Annotated in this window: 12 protein-coding genes; 5 read left to right on the forward strand and 7 right to left on the reverse strand. The window is 74.4% G+C overall.

From position 1 onward, the window contains the following. Positions 1 to 14: 14 nt before the first annotated feature. A complete protein-coding gene (locus tag ACFPIJ_RS14365; RefSeq protein WP_380115311.1) occupies positions 15 to 326 on the forward strand; it encodes a ribosomal protein L7/L12 in 312 nt (103 codons plus the stop codon). Positions 327 to 334: 8 nt separating this feature from the next. Here ACFPIJ_RS14365 and ACFPIJ_RS14370 read toward each other — a convergent pair whose 3' ends face one another. Beyond that, a complete protein-coding gene (locus ACFPIJ_RS14370) occupies positions 335 to 1,444 on the reverse strand; it encodes an alkane 1-monooxygenase (protein ID WP_380115312.1) in 1,110 nt (369 codons plus the stop codon). Between the two features lie 58 nt (positions 1,445 to 1,502). On the opposite strand from ACFPIJ_RS14370, the gene ACFPIJ_RS14375 reads away from it, so the two are divergent. Beyond that, complete coding sequence (locus tag ACFPIJ_RS14375) at positions 1,503 to 2,102, forward strand: TetR/AcrR family transcriptional regulator (RefSeq protein WP_380115313.1); 600 nt, start codon at positions 1,503 to 1,505, stop codon at positions 2,100 to 2,102. Here the strand turns inward: ACFPIJ_RS14375 and cydD are convergent. Genes cydD through ACFPIJ_RS14390 form a run of 3 tightly spaced genes read right to left on the reverse strand, consistent with a single transcriptional unit; the run spans position 2,092 to position 8,376 of the window. Continuing rightward, on the reverse strand, positions 2,092 to 5,961 hold the full coding sequence (cydD, locus tag ACFPIJ_RS14380; protein ID WP_380115314.1) for a thiol reductant ABC exporter subunit CydD: 3,870 nt from the start codon (positions 5,959 to 5,961) through the stop codon (positions 2,092 to 2,094). The two genes, ACFPIJ_RS14375 and cydD, sit on opposite strands and share 11 nt — an antisense overlap. After that, complete coding sequence (gene cydB, locus ACFPIJ_RS14385; RefSeq protein ID WP_380115316.1) at positions 5,958 to 6,968, reverse strand: cytochrome d ubiquinol oxidase subunit II; 1,011 nt, start codon at positions 6,966 to 6,968, stop codon at positions 5,958 to 5,960. Before cydB ends, cydD begins: the two co-directional genes overlap by 4 nt. A gap of 10 nt (positions 6,969 to 6,978) precedes the next feature. After that, entirely contained in the window at positions 6,979 to 8,376 is a 1,398-nt protein-coding gene (locus tag ACFPIJ_RS14390) for a cytochrome ubiquinol oxidase subunit I (RefSeq protein ID WP_380115317.1), read from the reverse strand. A 194-nt stretch (positions 8,377 to 8,570) separates the two neighbouring features. Between ACFPIJ_RS14390 and ACFPIJ_RS14395 the strand changes: the two genes are divergently transcribed. Both ACFPIJ_RS14395 and ACFPIJ_RS14400 read left to right on the forward strand, forming a co-directional pair. Next, positions 8,571 to 8,942, forward strand: a complete 372-nt coding sequence (locus ACFPIJ_RS14395) for a BlaI/MecI/CopY family transcriptional regulator (protein ID WP_203853053.1) — start codon at positions 8,571 to 8,573, stop codon at positions 8,940 to 8,942. Then, positions 8,939 to 9,844: a M56 family metallopeptidase gene (locus ACFPIJ_RS14400; RefSeq protein WP_380115319.1), complete on the forward strand. Its 906-nt coding sequence runs from the start codon at positions 8,939 to 8,941 to the stop codon at positions 9,842 to 9,844. Before ACFPIJ_RS14395 ends, ACFPIJ_RS14400 begins: the two co-directional genes overlap by 4 nt. A 6-nt stretch (positions 9,845 to 9,850) precedes the next feature. Here the strand turns inward: ACFPIJ_RS14400 and ACFPIJ_RS14405 are convergent, their stop codons facing one another. Beyond that, positions 9,851 to 10,138: a DUF1905 domain-containing protein gene (locus ACFPIJ_RS14405; RefSeq protein WP_380115320.1), complete on the reverse strand. Its 288-nt coding sequence runs from the start codon at positions 10,136 to 10,138 to the stop codon at positions 9,851 to 9,853. A gap of 36 nt (positions 10,139 to 10,174) precedes the next feature. Continuing rightward, the gene (locus ACFPIJ_RS14410; protein WP_203853050.1) at positions 10,175 to 10,912 is read right to left on the reverse strand and encodes a Crp/Fnr family transcriptional regulator; all 738 of its coding nucleotides are present in this window, start codon (positions 10,910 to 10,912) and stop codon (positions 10,175 to 10,177) included. 99 nt (positions 10,913 to 11,011) lie between these two features. Between ACFPIJ_RS14410 and ACFPIJ_RS14415 the strand changes: the two genes are divergently transcribed. After that, complete coding sequence (locus ACFPIJ_RS14415; protein WP_380115321.1) at positions 11,012 to 11,680, forward strand: TetR/AcrR family transcriptional regulator; 669 nt, start codon at positions 11,012 to 11,014, stop codon at positions 11,678 to 11,680. Between the two features lie 19 nt (positions 11,681 to 11,699). On the opposite strand, the gene ACFPIJ_RS14420 is transcribed toward ACFPIJ_RS14415, so the two are convergent. Next, a complete protein-coding gene (locus ACFPIJ_RS14420) occupies positions 11,700 to 13,292 on the reverse strand; it encodes a glucuronyl esterase domain-containing protein (protein WP_380115323.1) in 1,593 nt (530 codons plus the stop codon). Between the last annotated feature and the right edge of the window lie 91 nt (positions 13,293 to 13,383).

The following is a 13,383-nucleotide window of genomic DNA, read 5'->3' on the forward strand; positions in this document are numbered from 1 at the left end:
GTTCAATGGCGGGCATGGAATGGATCCTGCCGTTCGTCGTGCTCCTGCCGTTCGTCCTCGTGATGCTGGTCGCCGGCAGCGGCCGCCGCGCCGCCGCCGACCATCAGGCCCGCCGGCTCGCGGTGCTCGAGCGCAAGCTGGACCTCATCATGGACCACCTCGGCATCCGCGAGCCGGAGCCGGACGCGCCCGCCGTCGTCATGCAGGAGCTCCTCGCCGGCCGCAAGATCCAGGCCATCAAGGTGTACCGGGCGGCGACGGGCGCGAGCCTGCAGGAGGCCAAGGACGCCGTCGAGGCCCTGCAACGGCAGCACGGCCTCCGCTGAGCTTCTGGTCACGGCCCGCGGTTGGCCAGCCGGGCGTCGCCGCCGTAGTGCGCGAGCACGCGCGGGTCCATCACCCGGCGCCACAGCGGCGGGATGAGCGCCAGAACCAGCATCGTGGCGTAGCCCGCCGGCAGTTGCGGTGACACGTCGAAGGTGCGCAGCACCTGGTAGCGGCGCAACGGGTTGGCGTGGTGGTCGCTGTGGCGCTGCAGCTGGAACAGGAAGACGTTGGTGACGAGGCGGTCGCTGTTCCAGCTGTGCCGCGGGTCGACCTTCTCCGGGCGGCCGGTCCCGGTCGGCTGCCGCAGCAGCCCGTAGTGCTCCAGGTAGTTGACCGCCTCGAGGACCGAGAAGCCGACGACGGCCTGCAGCACCAGGAACGGCAGCACGATCCAGCCAAGTGCCGCCGTCAGCGCGGCGAACAGCACGACGGTCATCGCCCACGCGGTCAGCACGTCGTTGCGCCACGTCCACGGGCTGCGGCCGCGGATGCGGAACCTGGCGGACTCCAGCCGCCACGCGGAGCGCGCGCTGCCGGCGACCGTGCGCGGCCAGAACCGCCAGAACGACTCGCCGAGCCGGGCGCTGGCCGGGTCCTGCGGGGTCGCGACCCGCACGTGGTGGCCGCGGTTGTGCTCGACGTAGAAGTGGCCGTAGCCGGTCGGGGCGAGCGCGATCCGCGACAGCCGGCGCTCGGCCCGCTCCCGCTTGTGGCCGAGCTCGTGCGCGGTGTTGATGGCGACGCCGTTGACGATCCCGGCGGTGAGCACCAGCCCGGCGCCCGCGACCGGTCCCACCCCGTCCGCCCAGACCCGGCAGGTCAGGACCAGCGCGGCGTACTGCGCGGGCAGGTACAGGTAGGTGATCCAGCGGTAGTACGGCGAGCGCTGCAGTGCCGGGACCGCCTCCTCCGGCGGGTTCTGCCGGTCGTCGCCGATGAGCAGGTCGACCAGCGGGATCAGGCCGAAGACGACGAGCGGGGTCAGCCACCAGCCCCACGCGCCGGCGGCGCCGGCTCCGCTCAGCGCGAGTCCGGCGAACGGCAGGGCGGGCACGACGAGCGCGAGGGGCCAGAGCGGGAGCCGGCGGTCCCGCCAGGCATCGACAGCGATGTCCATGCCGCCATGGTTGACACAGACGGCTTCCGTGTCAAGAGACTGGACGCTATGCGATTCGATGTCTACATTGGTGCCGGTGACGTACCGCGAGACCAATCGGGAGCGGCTGCGCGAGGCGCTGGTGACCGCCGCGCGGGACCTGACCATCGGCAACGGCTGGGACGGCGTGCGGATGGCCGACGTCGCCCGGGTCGCCGGGGTGAGCCGCCAGACGGTCTACAACGAGTTCGGCGACAAGTCCGGGCTGGCGGAGGCCCTCGCCGCCCGCGAGATCGACGCGTTCGTGGCCGACGTGCGCGCCGCGCTGCAGCGGCACGGCCCCGACATCCGGGCCGCCGGCCGCGCCGCGATCGGGCACACGCTGCGCGAGGCGGCCGGCAACCCGCTGATCAAAGCGATCCTGACCAGTGCCAGGGGCAGCGCCGACGAGCTGCTGCCGTTCCTGACGACCCGCTCGGAGCTGCTCCTCACCGCGGCGACCGCGGTCATCGGCGACTGGGCGGGCACCCACCTGCCGGACCACGACCCGCGGGTGGTCGCGGTGGCCGCGGAGTCGATCGTGCGGCTCGTGGTCAGCCACATCGTCCAGCCGTCGCAGGCACCCGAACGCACCGCCGACGACCTCACCGACGTCCTGGTGCGCCTGCTCACGCCGTGAGCACCGCCGGGGCCACCGTTGCGACTTCCGCCGGGGCCAGGCGGCCGTCGACGAGGTCGTAGACGGCGTCGACGTGCGCCAGGCCGTCCCGGCGGTGGGTGAGCAGCAGCACCGAGCGCCCCGTCGCGGCGGCGAGGAGGTCCGTCATCAGCACGGCCGCCTCCTGCTCCTCCAGACCCTCGGTCGGCTCGTCGAGCACCAGCAGCGCCGGGTCGGCCAGCAGCGCCCGGGCCATCGCGAGGCGCCGCCGCTGGCCGCCGGAGATGGTGGTGCCACCCTCGCCGAGCCAGGTGTCGAGGCCCGCCGCCAGCCGCTCCAGCCACGGCCCGAGATGGGCACCGGCGAGCGCGGCGCGCAGCTCGTCGTCGGTCGCCGCCGGCCGGGCCAGGCGCAGGTTCTCCCGCACCGTGGTCGCGAAGACGTGGTCCGCGGCGTCGCCGACCAGGCCGACCGTGCGGCGCAGCACCGGGTCGGGCAGGTCGCGCAGATCGGTGCCGCCGAGCCGGACCCCGCCGCCACGCGGGTCGAGCATCCGCACCAGCACGGCCGCGAGCGTCGACTTGCCGCTGCCGGACGCCCCGAGCACCGCGACCCGCCGCCCCGGCGGGAGATCGAGGTCCAGCCCGCGCAGCACCGGCGGCCGGTCCGGGTCCCAGCCCGCGGTGAGCCCGCCGACGGTCACCACCGGGTTTCTGTCCATTGTGGATTCCGCGGCGGTACCGCCCACCGCGGCCACCGTTGCGCCAGGACCGGCCGGGCACGGCTGACCGGCAACACCGGCAAGGTGGGCGCGGGCACCGGCCGCTGCGGATTCCACGTCCACCACGTCCACCACATCCACCGCGACGGCGGGACCGGCCGAGCCCGGCTGGACGGCAACACCAGCAAGGCGGGCGCGGGCACCGGCCGCTGCGGATTCCACGTCCACCACGTCCACCACGTCCACCGCGACGACTGGGCCAGCTGGGCACGGCTGACCGGCAACACCAGCAAGGCGGGCGCGGACACCGACCGCTGCGGATTCCACGTCCACCACGTCGGCGGGACCGGCCGGGCACGGCTGGGCGGCGACGCCGGCGAGGCGGGCGCGGGCACCGGCCGCTGCGCGCCGGGCGACGGCCGCGCCGGGCAGCGTCAGCACCGGCTCGGCGAGGGCGACGGTGCCCAGCAGCAGGATCGCGGCGGTCTCGGCCGGGTGTCCCCCGGCGGCCGCGGCGACCGCGACGCCGACCACCGCCACGCCCCACCCGAGCTGCGCCAGCGCCGACGCCGCGCCTTCCGTGCCCGCCGCGGCGGACTCCAGCCGCGACAGGGCCCGGCTGCGCCGGTCGGGGACGGCGAGCGCGGCGGCTGCGTCGCGGGTTGCGAGGTCCTCCACCCCTTCGACGGTCTCCACGACGGCGTCGCGCAGTTCCGCTCGGGCCCGGCCGGTGGCCGCGTCGACCCGGGCCGCGTGCCGAGCGGCCAGCCACGGCGCCAGCCCGCCCGCGACGGCGACACCAGCGGCGAGCGCACCCGCGGCTGCGGGGCTCACGACCGCCGCGACGGCCACGGCGACCGTGATCGCGGCCCAGGCGGCGTACGCGGGCAGGCGCCCCCGCAGCAGCCCGTCGACCCGCCCGTCAACGTCGTCGACCACCCGGGTGAGCAGGTCACCACGGCGGTGCAGGGCCGGGCCGGGAACCCTGGGCACCAGGTCGGCGTACACCTCCGCCCGCCACGTGCCGAGCCGGGCGAACGCCACCTCGTGCGAGACCAGGCGCTCCAGGTAGCGCAGCAGCGGCCGGGCGACGGCGCTGCCCCGCACGAGGACGACGGCCGTGGACAGCGTGAGCACCGGCGGCAGCTCGGCGGCGCGCACGAGCAGCCAGGTCGCCGCCCCGGTGAGGGTGATGCCGGCGAGCCAGGACGCCGCGCCCAGCCCGACCGCCGTCCCCGGCCGCCGCCACCACCGCCGGCCGCCGTCGGGCCGCCGCGGAGCTTCCGCCGCGCCCGTCCGCCCGGCCCCAGCCCCGACCCCGGCGCCGAGTCCCGGCGAGACCGCGGGCTCAGGCGTGGGCCCGACTCCGACATCAAACCCGGGCGCGACCGCGGCCGGCGGTGCGGGCCAAGCCGCCGGCTCAACCACGGACGCGGCCTCAACCACAGACGCGGGCTCAACCACAGACGCGGGCTCAACCACGGACACGGGCTCAACCGCGGGCTCAGGCGAGGGGGCGGACGCCGGCATTCGGTGGGTGGCGGCGGGTGGCGTGATCCGCACGGTCCGGTCGGCGGCGGCGAGGACTGCCGGGCGGTGGGCGACGACGAGCACGGCGCAGCCACGGGCGGCCAGGGCCCGCAGCTCGGCGATGACGAGGCGTTCGGCGGTGGCGTCCAGGTGTGCGGTCGGCTCGTCGAGCAGGACGACGGCGGGACCGGCGGCGGCCTCGCGCAGCAGCCGGGCGAGCGCGAGCCGCTGCCGCTGGCCCGACGAGAGGCCCTGGCCGCGCTCGCCGAGCGGGGTGCCGAGGCCGCCGGGCAGGGCCAGGATCTCGGTGTCGAGCCCGACGGTCCGCAGGGCGTCGAGAACCGCGCGGTCGTCGGGGTGGTCCTCGCCGTCCAGGGCGACCGCCTCGGCGACCGTCCGCGCGTGCGGCAGGCTCGGGTCCTGCGGCAGGTACAGCGGCCTGCCCCCGACCTCGACGGTGCCGGCCAGCACCGGTTGCAGCCCCGCCAGGACCCGCAGCGTGGTGGTCTTCCCGGCGCCCGACGGCCCGCGCAGCGCGACCAGTTCTCCACTGTGGACCATGAGGCCGGGCAGGTGCAGCGCGTCGACGGCGGCGCCCGGGTGCCGCACGCGGACGCCGGCCGCGGCCACCCCCGGTGCCGTGCGGGGCGCCACCGCAGGGGCATCGACAAAAGGGGTCAGGATCTCGTCGACGTCGGCGATGACGGCGCCCGCGTCGGCGCTGGCGTGGAAGCGGGCGGCGACCTCGCGCAGCGGCCGGTACGCCTCCGGCGCGAGCAGGATGACCAGCAGCGCGGGGCCCAGGTCGAGCCGGCCGGCGGCGACCCGGAGCCCGGCCTCGACCGCGACCAGCCCGACCGACAGCGTCCCGACCAGGTCCAGGGCGGTCGAGGAGAGGAACGCGATCCGCAGCACCCGCACGGTCGCGGCGCGGTGCCCGTCGGTCATCCGCCGGACCTCCGCGACCTGGCGGCCGGCCCGGCCGAACAGGCGCAGCGTCGCGATGCCGCGCACGGCGTCAAGGAAGTGCCCGGCGAGGCGGGCGCCGGCCTGCCAGCGGTCCTGGGCGCGGCGTTGGGTGGCCCAGCCGATGAGCGCGCCGAGCAGCGGCACGAGCGGCAGGGTGACCAGGACGATCCCGGCCGAGGCGGGGTCGGCGAACAGCATCGTGACCACGACGAGGGGCGGCAGGACCACGCCGAGGATGAGTGACGGCAGGTAGCCGCTGAACCAGGGCCGCAGCGTGTCGAGGCCGCCGCTGAGCACGGCGACGAGCCGGCCGGTGCCGTAGCCGGCGACCCACGCCGGTCCCCGGCGCAGCGCGGCGTGCAGCACCGACCGGCGCAGCTCGTCGGTGACCCGGGCGGCGGTGCGGTGCCCGACGACCTGTTCGGCCCAGCTCAGCGCGGCCCGGGCGGCGTACACCCCAGCCAGCGCGGCGATGGAGCCGGCACCGACATGACCGCCGGCGAGGTCGACGACGATGCCGGTGAGCACCACGGCGAGGACCACCGTCGCGGCGGCCTGTGCGGCGCCGGTGACCGCGAGGGCGGCGATTCCGGCCCGGCTGGTGCGGGCGTGCCGCAGCAGCCGCGGGTCGACGGGTCCGCCGCCGGGACGCCGGGTCATGAGGCGATCCGTTCGCTGGCGACGCGCTGGCGGAACACGCGGTACGACCACGCCTGGTACACCAGCACCCCGGGGAGCACGATGACGGCGGCGACGCTGATCAGCCGCAGTGCGGGGCCGGTGGCGGCGGCGCCGTCCATGGTCAGCGACCACGCCCCGGACAGGGTGCTCGGCAGGACGACGTCGCCGTTGGCGGTGAGGACGGCGACGACGGTGGCGGCCACGGTGAGCGCGGTGAGCCCGAAGGCGGCCGCCTCCCACCGCGTCCCCGACCGCCTGGCGAGCAGGGCGACGCCGGCGAGGGGCAGCGCGGCAGCGAGCGCGACGATGGCACCGGCACCGGCGAGTGCCGAGGCGGCCGCCACGATCAGGGCGGCGGCGGTGCCGCCGGTGGCGACGCGGCGGGCCAGCAGCGCGGCCCGGCGGCGCACCGGGCCGGTGGTCCGCAGCGCCAGGAAGGTCGCGCCGAGCAGCACCGCGGCGGTCAGGGCCAGGAGGGCGCCGAGCGCGGCGGCCGGGGTGAGGACCGGCGCGAGGGTGCGGTCGAGGCCGCCGCCGACGACATCGCCGCCGGCGTCGAGGGCAAGGCCGCGGACGAAGACAGTCAGCACGGCGCCCCACAGCAGCACCACCCCGGCGGAGCAGGCGGCAAGGGCGAGATCGCACCGGCGGCGCCAGCGCGGGTCGTCGTGCTTGCCCCGGAACTCCAGGGCCACGCCACGGCCGGCGAGCAGCAGGAGGATCGCCACCATCGGCAGGTACAGGCCGGACAGCAGGGCCGCGTACCACGACGGGAAGGCGGCGAAGGTGACGCCGATCGCGGCGACCAGCCACACCTCGTTGCCGTCCCAGAACGGGCCGATGGTGCGCACGGCGGCGGCGCGTTCGTGCTCGTCGCGGCCGAGCAGCGGGGCGAGCAGCCCGACCCCGAAGTCGAAGCCCTCGAGCACGAAGAACAAAACCCAGCAGAGCACGACCAGGGCGTACCAGATGATGACGAGATCCATCGAAGTCTCCTCAGTAGCACATGGCCGGTTCGGATTCGGCACCGTCTTCGGCGGCGGCCGGTGGGGCGCTGAGCGGCTGGCGGACGAGGTGCCGGACCAGGCGCAGCCACACGACGGCGAGGACGCCGTAGACGGCGGCGAAGCCGAGCAGGGACGCGAGGACCTCGCCGCTGGTGAGGCCCGGGGAGATGCCGTCGGCGACCTTCGACAGGCCGAACGCGATCCACGGCTGCCGGGCGGTCTCGGTGAAGATCCAGCCGAGGCTGTTGGCGGCGGCGGGCAGCAGCGGCAGCAGCATCGCGGTGCGGATCAGCCAGGTGTCGGGACGGCGGCCGCGGCGGGCCCGCCACAGGTAGAGCAGGGCGAGCAGCATGGCGAGCATGCCGGCGCCGATCATGGCGCGGAACGTCCAGAACGCCACCGGGACCATCGGGATGTAGCTGCCGGGGCCGTAGGCGGCGGCGTACTGCGCCTGCAGGTCGTCGATGCCGGCGACGGTGGCGTTCGGGTCGCCGTAGGCGAGGATCGACAGCAGGTTGGGCACCTCGAGGCTGAAGAACGGCTCGCCGCCGGCGGGGTTGCCGATCGCGAACAGGGAGAACGGCGCGCCGGTCGTGGTGCTGTACAGCGCCTCGGCGGCCGCCATCTTCATCGGCTGCACCTGGGTGATGACCTTGCCGAGGTGGTCGCCGGTGATCGCGGTGAACGCCCCGCCGGCCACGGTCATCCAGGCGCCGATGCGGGCCAGGGTGCCGAACGCGGGCGCGTCGGCGTCCTCCTTGCTCGACCAGGCGCGCCAGGCGCCGACGGCCAGGAGGAGCGCGCCGCCGACCATGACGGCGCCGGCCGTGGTGTGCGGGAACGCGGCGAGGTTGACCTTGTTGAGCAGCAGTTCGCGGAAGCTGGTCAGGTGGGCGCGGCCGGTGACCGGGTCGAGCTCGTAGGCGACCGGGTGCTGCATGAAGGAGTTCGCGGCCAGGATGATGAACGCCGAGAGCAGGGTGCCGACGGCGACGACGACGATCGTGGCCAGGTGGACCCGGCGGGACAGCCGGTCCCAGCCGAAGTACCACAGGGCGAGGAACGTCGCCTCGAGGAAGAACGCGAGCATGCCCTCGATGGCGAGGGTGGGGCCGAAGACGTCGCCGTAGAAGCGGGCGAATCCGCTCCAGGCGAGCCCGAACTGGAACTCCTGGACCAGGCCGGTGACGACGCCGACGGCGAAGGTGACGATGAGCAGCTTGCCGACGAGCAGGGTCAGCTGCCGGTACCGGTCCTGGCCGGTGCGCATCCAGGCGATCTGCAGCCCGGCCGTGGTCGCCGACAGGCTGATCGACAGCGGCACGAACAGGTAGTGGTAGATCGTGACGACGGCGAACTGCAGCCGGGTCAGGTCGAGCACGTCCATGAGGCCCCCATCTACGACAGTACGTAGTACATACTACGAGTTGTAGTACGACGCGCACCGTAATCCGCGTTACACTGGCCATGAGCGGTCCGGAGCGAAGCGGAGGGGCGCTCATGGCGGGGCAGTTGACGGAGGTGAGGACATGAGCGGAGCGGAGGGGCACTCATGGCGGAGCAGTTGGCGGAGGTGAGGACTTGAGCGGACTCGGAGACCTGGAACGCGAGGTCATGGCGCAGTTGTGGGACGCCGGCGAGCCGCTGACCGTCCGGCAGGTGCACGAGCGGCTGGACCCCGCGCGGGGCCTGGCCTACACGACCGTGATGACCGTGCTGGACCGGCTCGCCAAGAAGGGCGTCGTCACCCAGCAGAAGGCCGACCGCGCCTACCGGTATGCCGCCACGCAGACCCGCGAGGAGATGACCGCGGCGCTCATGTTCGACGCGCTCAGCGCCGCCCCCGACGGCGCCGCCCGCGACGCGGCCCTCGCCCACTTCGTCGGGCGGGTCGGCCCCGACGGCGCCGCCGCGCTGGCCGCGGCGCTCAAGGCCGCCGCCGGGGACCGGTGACCGCACTCCTGCTCGGGGCGCTCGGCCTGACCCTGTCGCTCATCGTGCCCGGCCCGCTCGCGCGGGCCCGGTGGACGGCGCGGGCGCCGGGCGCCACCGTCGTGCTGTGGCAGTCGGTCACCCTGGCCGCGGTGCTGTGCGCGCTGGGCGTGGTGCTCGCCGCTCCCGAGGAGCTGGTCCGGGCCCACGGCGCCGACCAGACCCTGGGCGTGGCCGCGCTCGTGGCGGCCCTCGGCGTGGCCGCCGTCATCGTCGTGCGGTTGCTCGTGTCGGTCGGCCTGGTGGCATACCGGTCCCGCGTCCGCCGGGCCCGGCACCGGCTGCTCGCCGACCTGCTGGACCGGGCCGAGGAGCGCGCCGACTTCGACGACGACGTGCGGGTCCTGGACGGCGGCCTGCCGTTCGCGTACTGCGTGCCGGGCCGCTCCCCCAGGATCGTGCTCAGCCACGGCACGCTGCGGCTGCTGAGCGACCCGCAGGTGGCCGCGGTGCTCGCGCACGAGCGGGCGCACCTGCGCGCCCGGCACGACGTGGTGATGGAGTCCTTCACCGCCTTCTACCGGGCGGTGCCCGCCCCGCTGCGCAGCCGCGCCCCGCTGGACGCCGTGCACATCCTGCTCGAGGCCCTCGCCGACGACGCGGCCCGCCGTCGGCACGGCAACGAGCCGCTGCGGGAGGCGTTGCAGGCCCTCGGCGGGCCGGTCGGCGACCTCGAACTCGAGCCGCACGACGCGGCGCGGGAGCGCCGGTGGCGGCTGGACCGGCTCGCGCCCGGCGCGCCCGGCACCGACGCGCGGCTCAGCGCCGCGGTGTATGCCCTCGCCGCCGCGATCCTGGTGCTGCCGACGGTGCTGCTGGTCGTGCCGTGGCTGGATCGGGCAATGCACAGCTGGCCGTTGTAGACCGGCTCAGACGTCGACGGTGAGCCGGATCGTGACGGTGTCGCCGACGTCGATCTGCTCGGCCTTGCGCACCCGGTCCTTCAGCGGCACGAGATACCGGCCGTCCTTCGGGAACAGCGACGTCGTCCAGGCGGTGCCGCCGATCCGCGCCGCGACCGGGATCATGCCCCAGCCGTAGGTGACGAGCGCGGCCGCGTCGCGCAGTGCCGCGCAGTCGTCCTCGGGCACCGTAACGAAGTGGAACGGTGACGGGCCGCGCCAGAACCACACCTCGCCGCTGAACTCCAGATCCACCGGCTCAGCATAGAAGCCGGTCAGCACAGAAGCCGGTCAGCGGCGACGCCCGTGTTGCGCGCGGCGGGCCAGGGGCGCGTTGTCGAGGATGACCACGCACTTGTGCTCCAGGCGCAGCCAGCCGCGGGCGGCGTAGTCGGCGAGGACCTTGTTCACCGACTCCCGGGAGGCGCCGACGAACTGCGCCAGCTCCGTCTGGGTGAGGTCGTGCACCACGCGGGTGGCACCGTCCTCGACGACGCCGAAGCGGTGCGCGAGCTGGATGATCCGGCTGGCGACCCGCCCGGGCACGTCGCTGTAGAGCCGGTCGTCGACGGCGGCGCGGTGACCGCGGATGCCGCGGGCGATGACGCGCAGCAGCTGCTCCGCCACGTAGGGGTGGTACGCGATCCACCGGTCCAGGACCGGCTTGGGCAGCACGGCCAGGCGGGCGTCGGCGACGACGGTGGCGCCGACGACGCGCGGGCCGCCGTCGAGCAGCTCGAAGTCGCCGAAGTGGTCGGTCGGTCCGAGCAGTGCCATGACACCCTCGCGGCCGTCCCGGGAGCTGCGGCTGAGCTTCACCTTGCCGGCCAGCACGATGTACAGCCGGTCGCCGGGGTCACCCTCGGCGAACAGCACCGTGCCGCGCTCCGCGCGGATCGTCTCGAACTCCGCGGCGAGCGCGGTCGCGGCGTCCGGGTCGATGCTGCGGAACAGGTCGGTCGAGCGCAGGACCGGGTCGGCGGTGACCGTCGCTGCGCTGGTGGTGCGGGATGGAAACGTCAGGACCATGAGCCCTCCCCAAGCCAGGCGGTACTCAGTACCATTGCGACGGTACTAGATACCGAGACCGGAAAGCAACAGGTCAGAGCGATGCGCGAGGATGGGACCGTGACCGGGATTCCTGTACGAGATCGTCTTGTCGATGCCGCGCTCGAGCTGTTCGACGAGCGCGGCTACGAGCAGACGACCGCCGACGACATCGCCGACCGGGCGGGCGTCGGCCGGACCACGCTGTTCCGCCACTACCGGTCCAAGGAGGACGTGATCTTCCCGGATCACGACCGGCTCATCGCGACCGTCAAGGACCGTCTCGCCACGTCCACCGCCGGCACCGCGATCGTGGCCGTCACCGAGGCGGTGCGGCTGGTGCTGCTGCGCTACGTCGAGGAGGACGACCGGGCCCGCCGCCGCTATGCGCTCACCAGCCGGATCGCCACCCTGCGGGACCGCGAGATCGCCAGCGTCGCGCGGTATCAGCGGCTGTTCCGGGAGTTCATCGCCGAGTGGATGGGCCCCGCGCCCGGGGCGGCGCTGCGCGCGGAGCTGATGGCCGCCGCCGTCGTCTCCGCGCACAACCACGTGCTGCGCCGGTGGCTGCGGCGCGACACCACCGAGCCGGCCGCCGAGCTCGAGGCCGCCATGGCCCAGGTCGTGGCGCTCTTCGCGACCCCCGAGCCGGCCACCAACGGCAACGGCACCGCCGTCATCGTCCTGCACGACCAGCGGGATCCGGACACCGTCGCGGCCACCATCCGCCGGGCGCTGCAGCAGACCTGAGCGCCCGGCGGCCGGGTGTTCAGGTCGCGGTGCAGCCGGTCGCGGTGATACCGGCGGCCGAGCCGGTGCCCTGGAAGCCGAACTCCGTCGAGGCGCCGGCGCCCAGGGATCCGTTGTACGTCTCGTTCGACACCGTGGTGCCGCTACGCCGGCCGTTCCACAGGCTGGTGATCGTGCCGTTGGGGACGCCGAGCTGGACGGCCCAGCCGGTGATCGCGGCGGCGCCGGCGGTCACCCGTACCGACGCCACGAAGCCGCCGTCCCAGACGTTCTGGATCGTGACGGCGGCCGAGCATCCCCGCCCCGCGGACTGCGACGGACTTCTGGACGGCGACGCCGACTGAGATGCCGACTGGGATACGGACGGCGACTGGGAGGTGTCGCCGAGGACCGGGGTCTGCCAGTCGCTCCAGTCCGCCAGCCGGCCCAGGGCCTTGGCGGCGATCCTGATCGTGCCGGGCTCGTTGCCGGTCCGCAGCAGGTACTTCGCGATGTGCTGCTGCAACGGGACCCGCCACTCGGCGCGGTTGGCGCAGTGGTTGCCGTCCTGGACGTCCGACCAGTAGGTGATGTTCGCTCCCGCGCCGAGCGCCTTGTACACCTCGGCCCCGCCGAGCGCGGCCACGCTCGCGGACCTCGGGCCGAGGTTGGCGATGTGCGGGTTGTCCATGATGAACAGCCCCCGCGGCGCGACCATCGCGACCATCTCGTGCGTGTCGACCGGCAGCCGGTTCGGGCTGCCGGTGAACGTGCCGAACGCGTCGCCGAGCCACGGCTGCTCCCCGTAGGCACTGCTGAGGCTCTGCGCGCCCTCCCCCGGGATGCCCCGGAAGATGGGCACGCCGGCGCTGCCCGACTCGATCGGCATGGTCAGCGCGATGCGCTGGTCGAACGCGCCGACGACGAACGCGCCCTTGCCGAAGCGCGAGCACCCGGTGACGCCCATCGCGTCGGCTTTGAGGATCCGCCCGTCGGACCCGGCGACCACGTCGATGATGCGGCTCACGCCCCACGCCCACGCCATCAGCAGGCCGGTGCCGCTGGTGGCGCCGTAGATGCTGTAGAACGCGCCCTGCTTGTTGGTGCGCGGGGTACCTTCCTTGCCGACCGCATACGGGTCGTAGCTGATCACGGCGGCACCGGCGGCCTTGATGGCGGCGGTGTCCGCGCCGAAGCCGCCCAGGACGACGACGGCGGGGAAGGGCCCGGTGCCGCCGGGCAGCTCGACCCGCGCGGAGAAGCTCGCGCTCCTGCCGTTGTGGGTGACGTTCACGGTGACACCGGTGCTGGACACCGTGCCGGTGACGCTCTGCGGCTTCGCGGGCTTCTCACCGTAGACGAACTTCTCCGCCAGCTTCTTGACCTCCTCCCGCCGGCACCGCCAGTCGGACGTCGTGGCGATGCGGGTGCCGTCCAGGCGCTTGAACGGGTCGGGCAGCTTCGCGTTGGCCGGCAGCGCGCCGGCGTCGGGCAGCGCGGGCACCGGGCAGTCGGCGCCCTCGTCCTCCACAGTGGACGCGGTGACGGCGGCGCCGGCGGTGACCGTCACCGCGGCGGTGCCGAGGGCGAGGGCCGCGGCGACCGTGATGACGACGATCCAGGGTCTTCTCATCGACGCTCCTAACTGAATGGTGGCAGGCAGCGTCGCAGAACGAATCGGTGTCGGCACAGCAAGGTTTCCAAGCGACCAGGAAACATCGTGA

Source organism: Dactylosporangium cerinum, from assembly GCF_042653625.1.
Classification (GTDB): Bacteria; Actinomycetota; Actinomycetes; order Mycobacteriales; family Micromonosporaceae; genus Dactylosporangium; species Dactylosporangium cerinum.

Coding starts and splice junctions, on each gene's coding strand:
- ACFPIJ_RS14370 (WP_380115312.1), bottom strand. CDS start 1,444: ATGGACATCGCTGTCGATGCCTGGCGGGACCGCCGGCTCCCGCTCTGG.
- ACFPIJ_RS14375 (WP_380115313.1), top strand. CDS start 1,503: ATGTCTACATTGGTGCCGGTGACGTACCGCGAGACCAATCGGGAGCGG.
- cydB (WP_380115316.1), bottom strand. CDS start 6,968: ATGGATCTCGTCATCATCTGGTACGCCCTGGTCGTGCTCTGCTGGGTT.
- ACFPIJ_RS14410 (WP_203853050.1), bottom strand. CDS start 10,912: ATGGTCCTGACGTTTCCATCCCGCACCACCAGCGCAGCGACGGTCACC.
- ACFPIJ_RS14420 (WP_380115323.1), bottom strand. CDS start 13,292: ATGAGAAGACCCTGGATCGTCGTCATCACGGTCGCCGCGGCCCTCGCC.
- ACFPIJ_RS14390 (WP_380115317.1), bottom strand. CDS start 8,376: ATGGACGTGCTCGACCTGACCCGGCTGCAGTTCGCCGTCGTCACGATC.
- ACFPIJ_RS14365 (WP_380115311.1), top strand. CDS start 15: ATGGAATGGATCCTGCCGTTCGTCGTGCTCCTGCCGTTCGTCCTCGTG.
- cydD (WP_380115314.1), bottom strand. CDS start 5,961: ATGACCCGGCGTCCCGGCGGCGGACCCGTCGACCCGCGGCTGCTGCGG.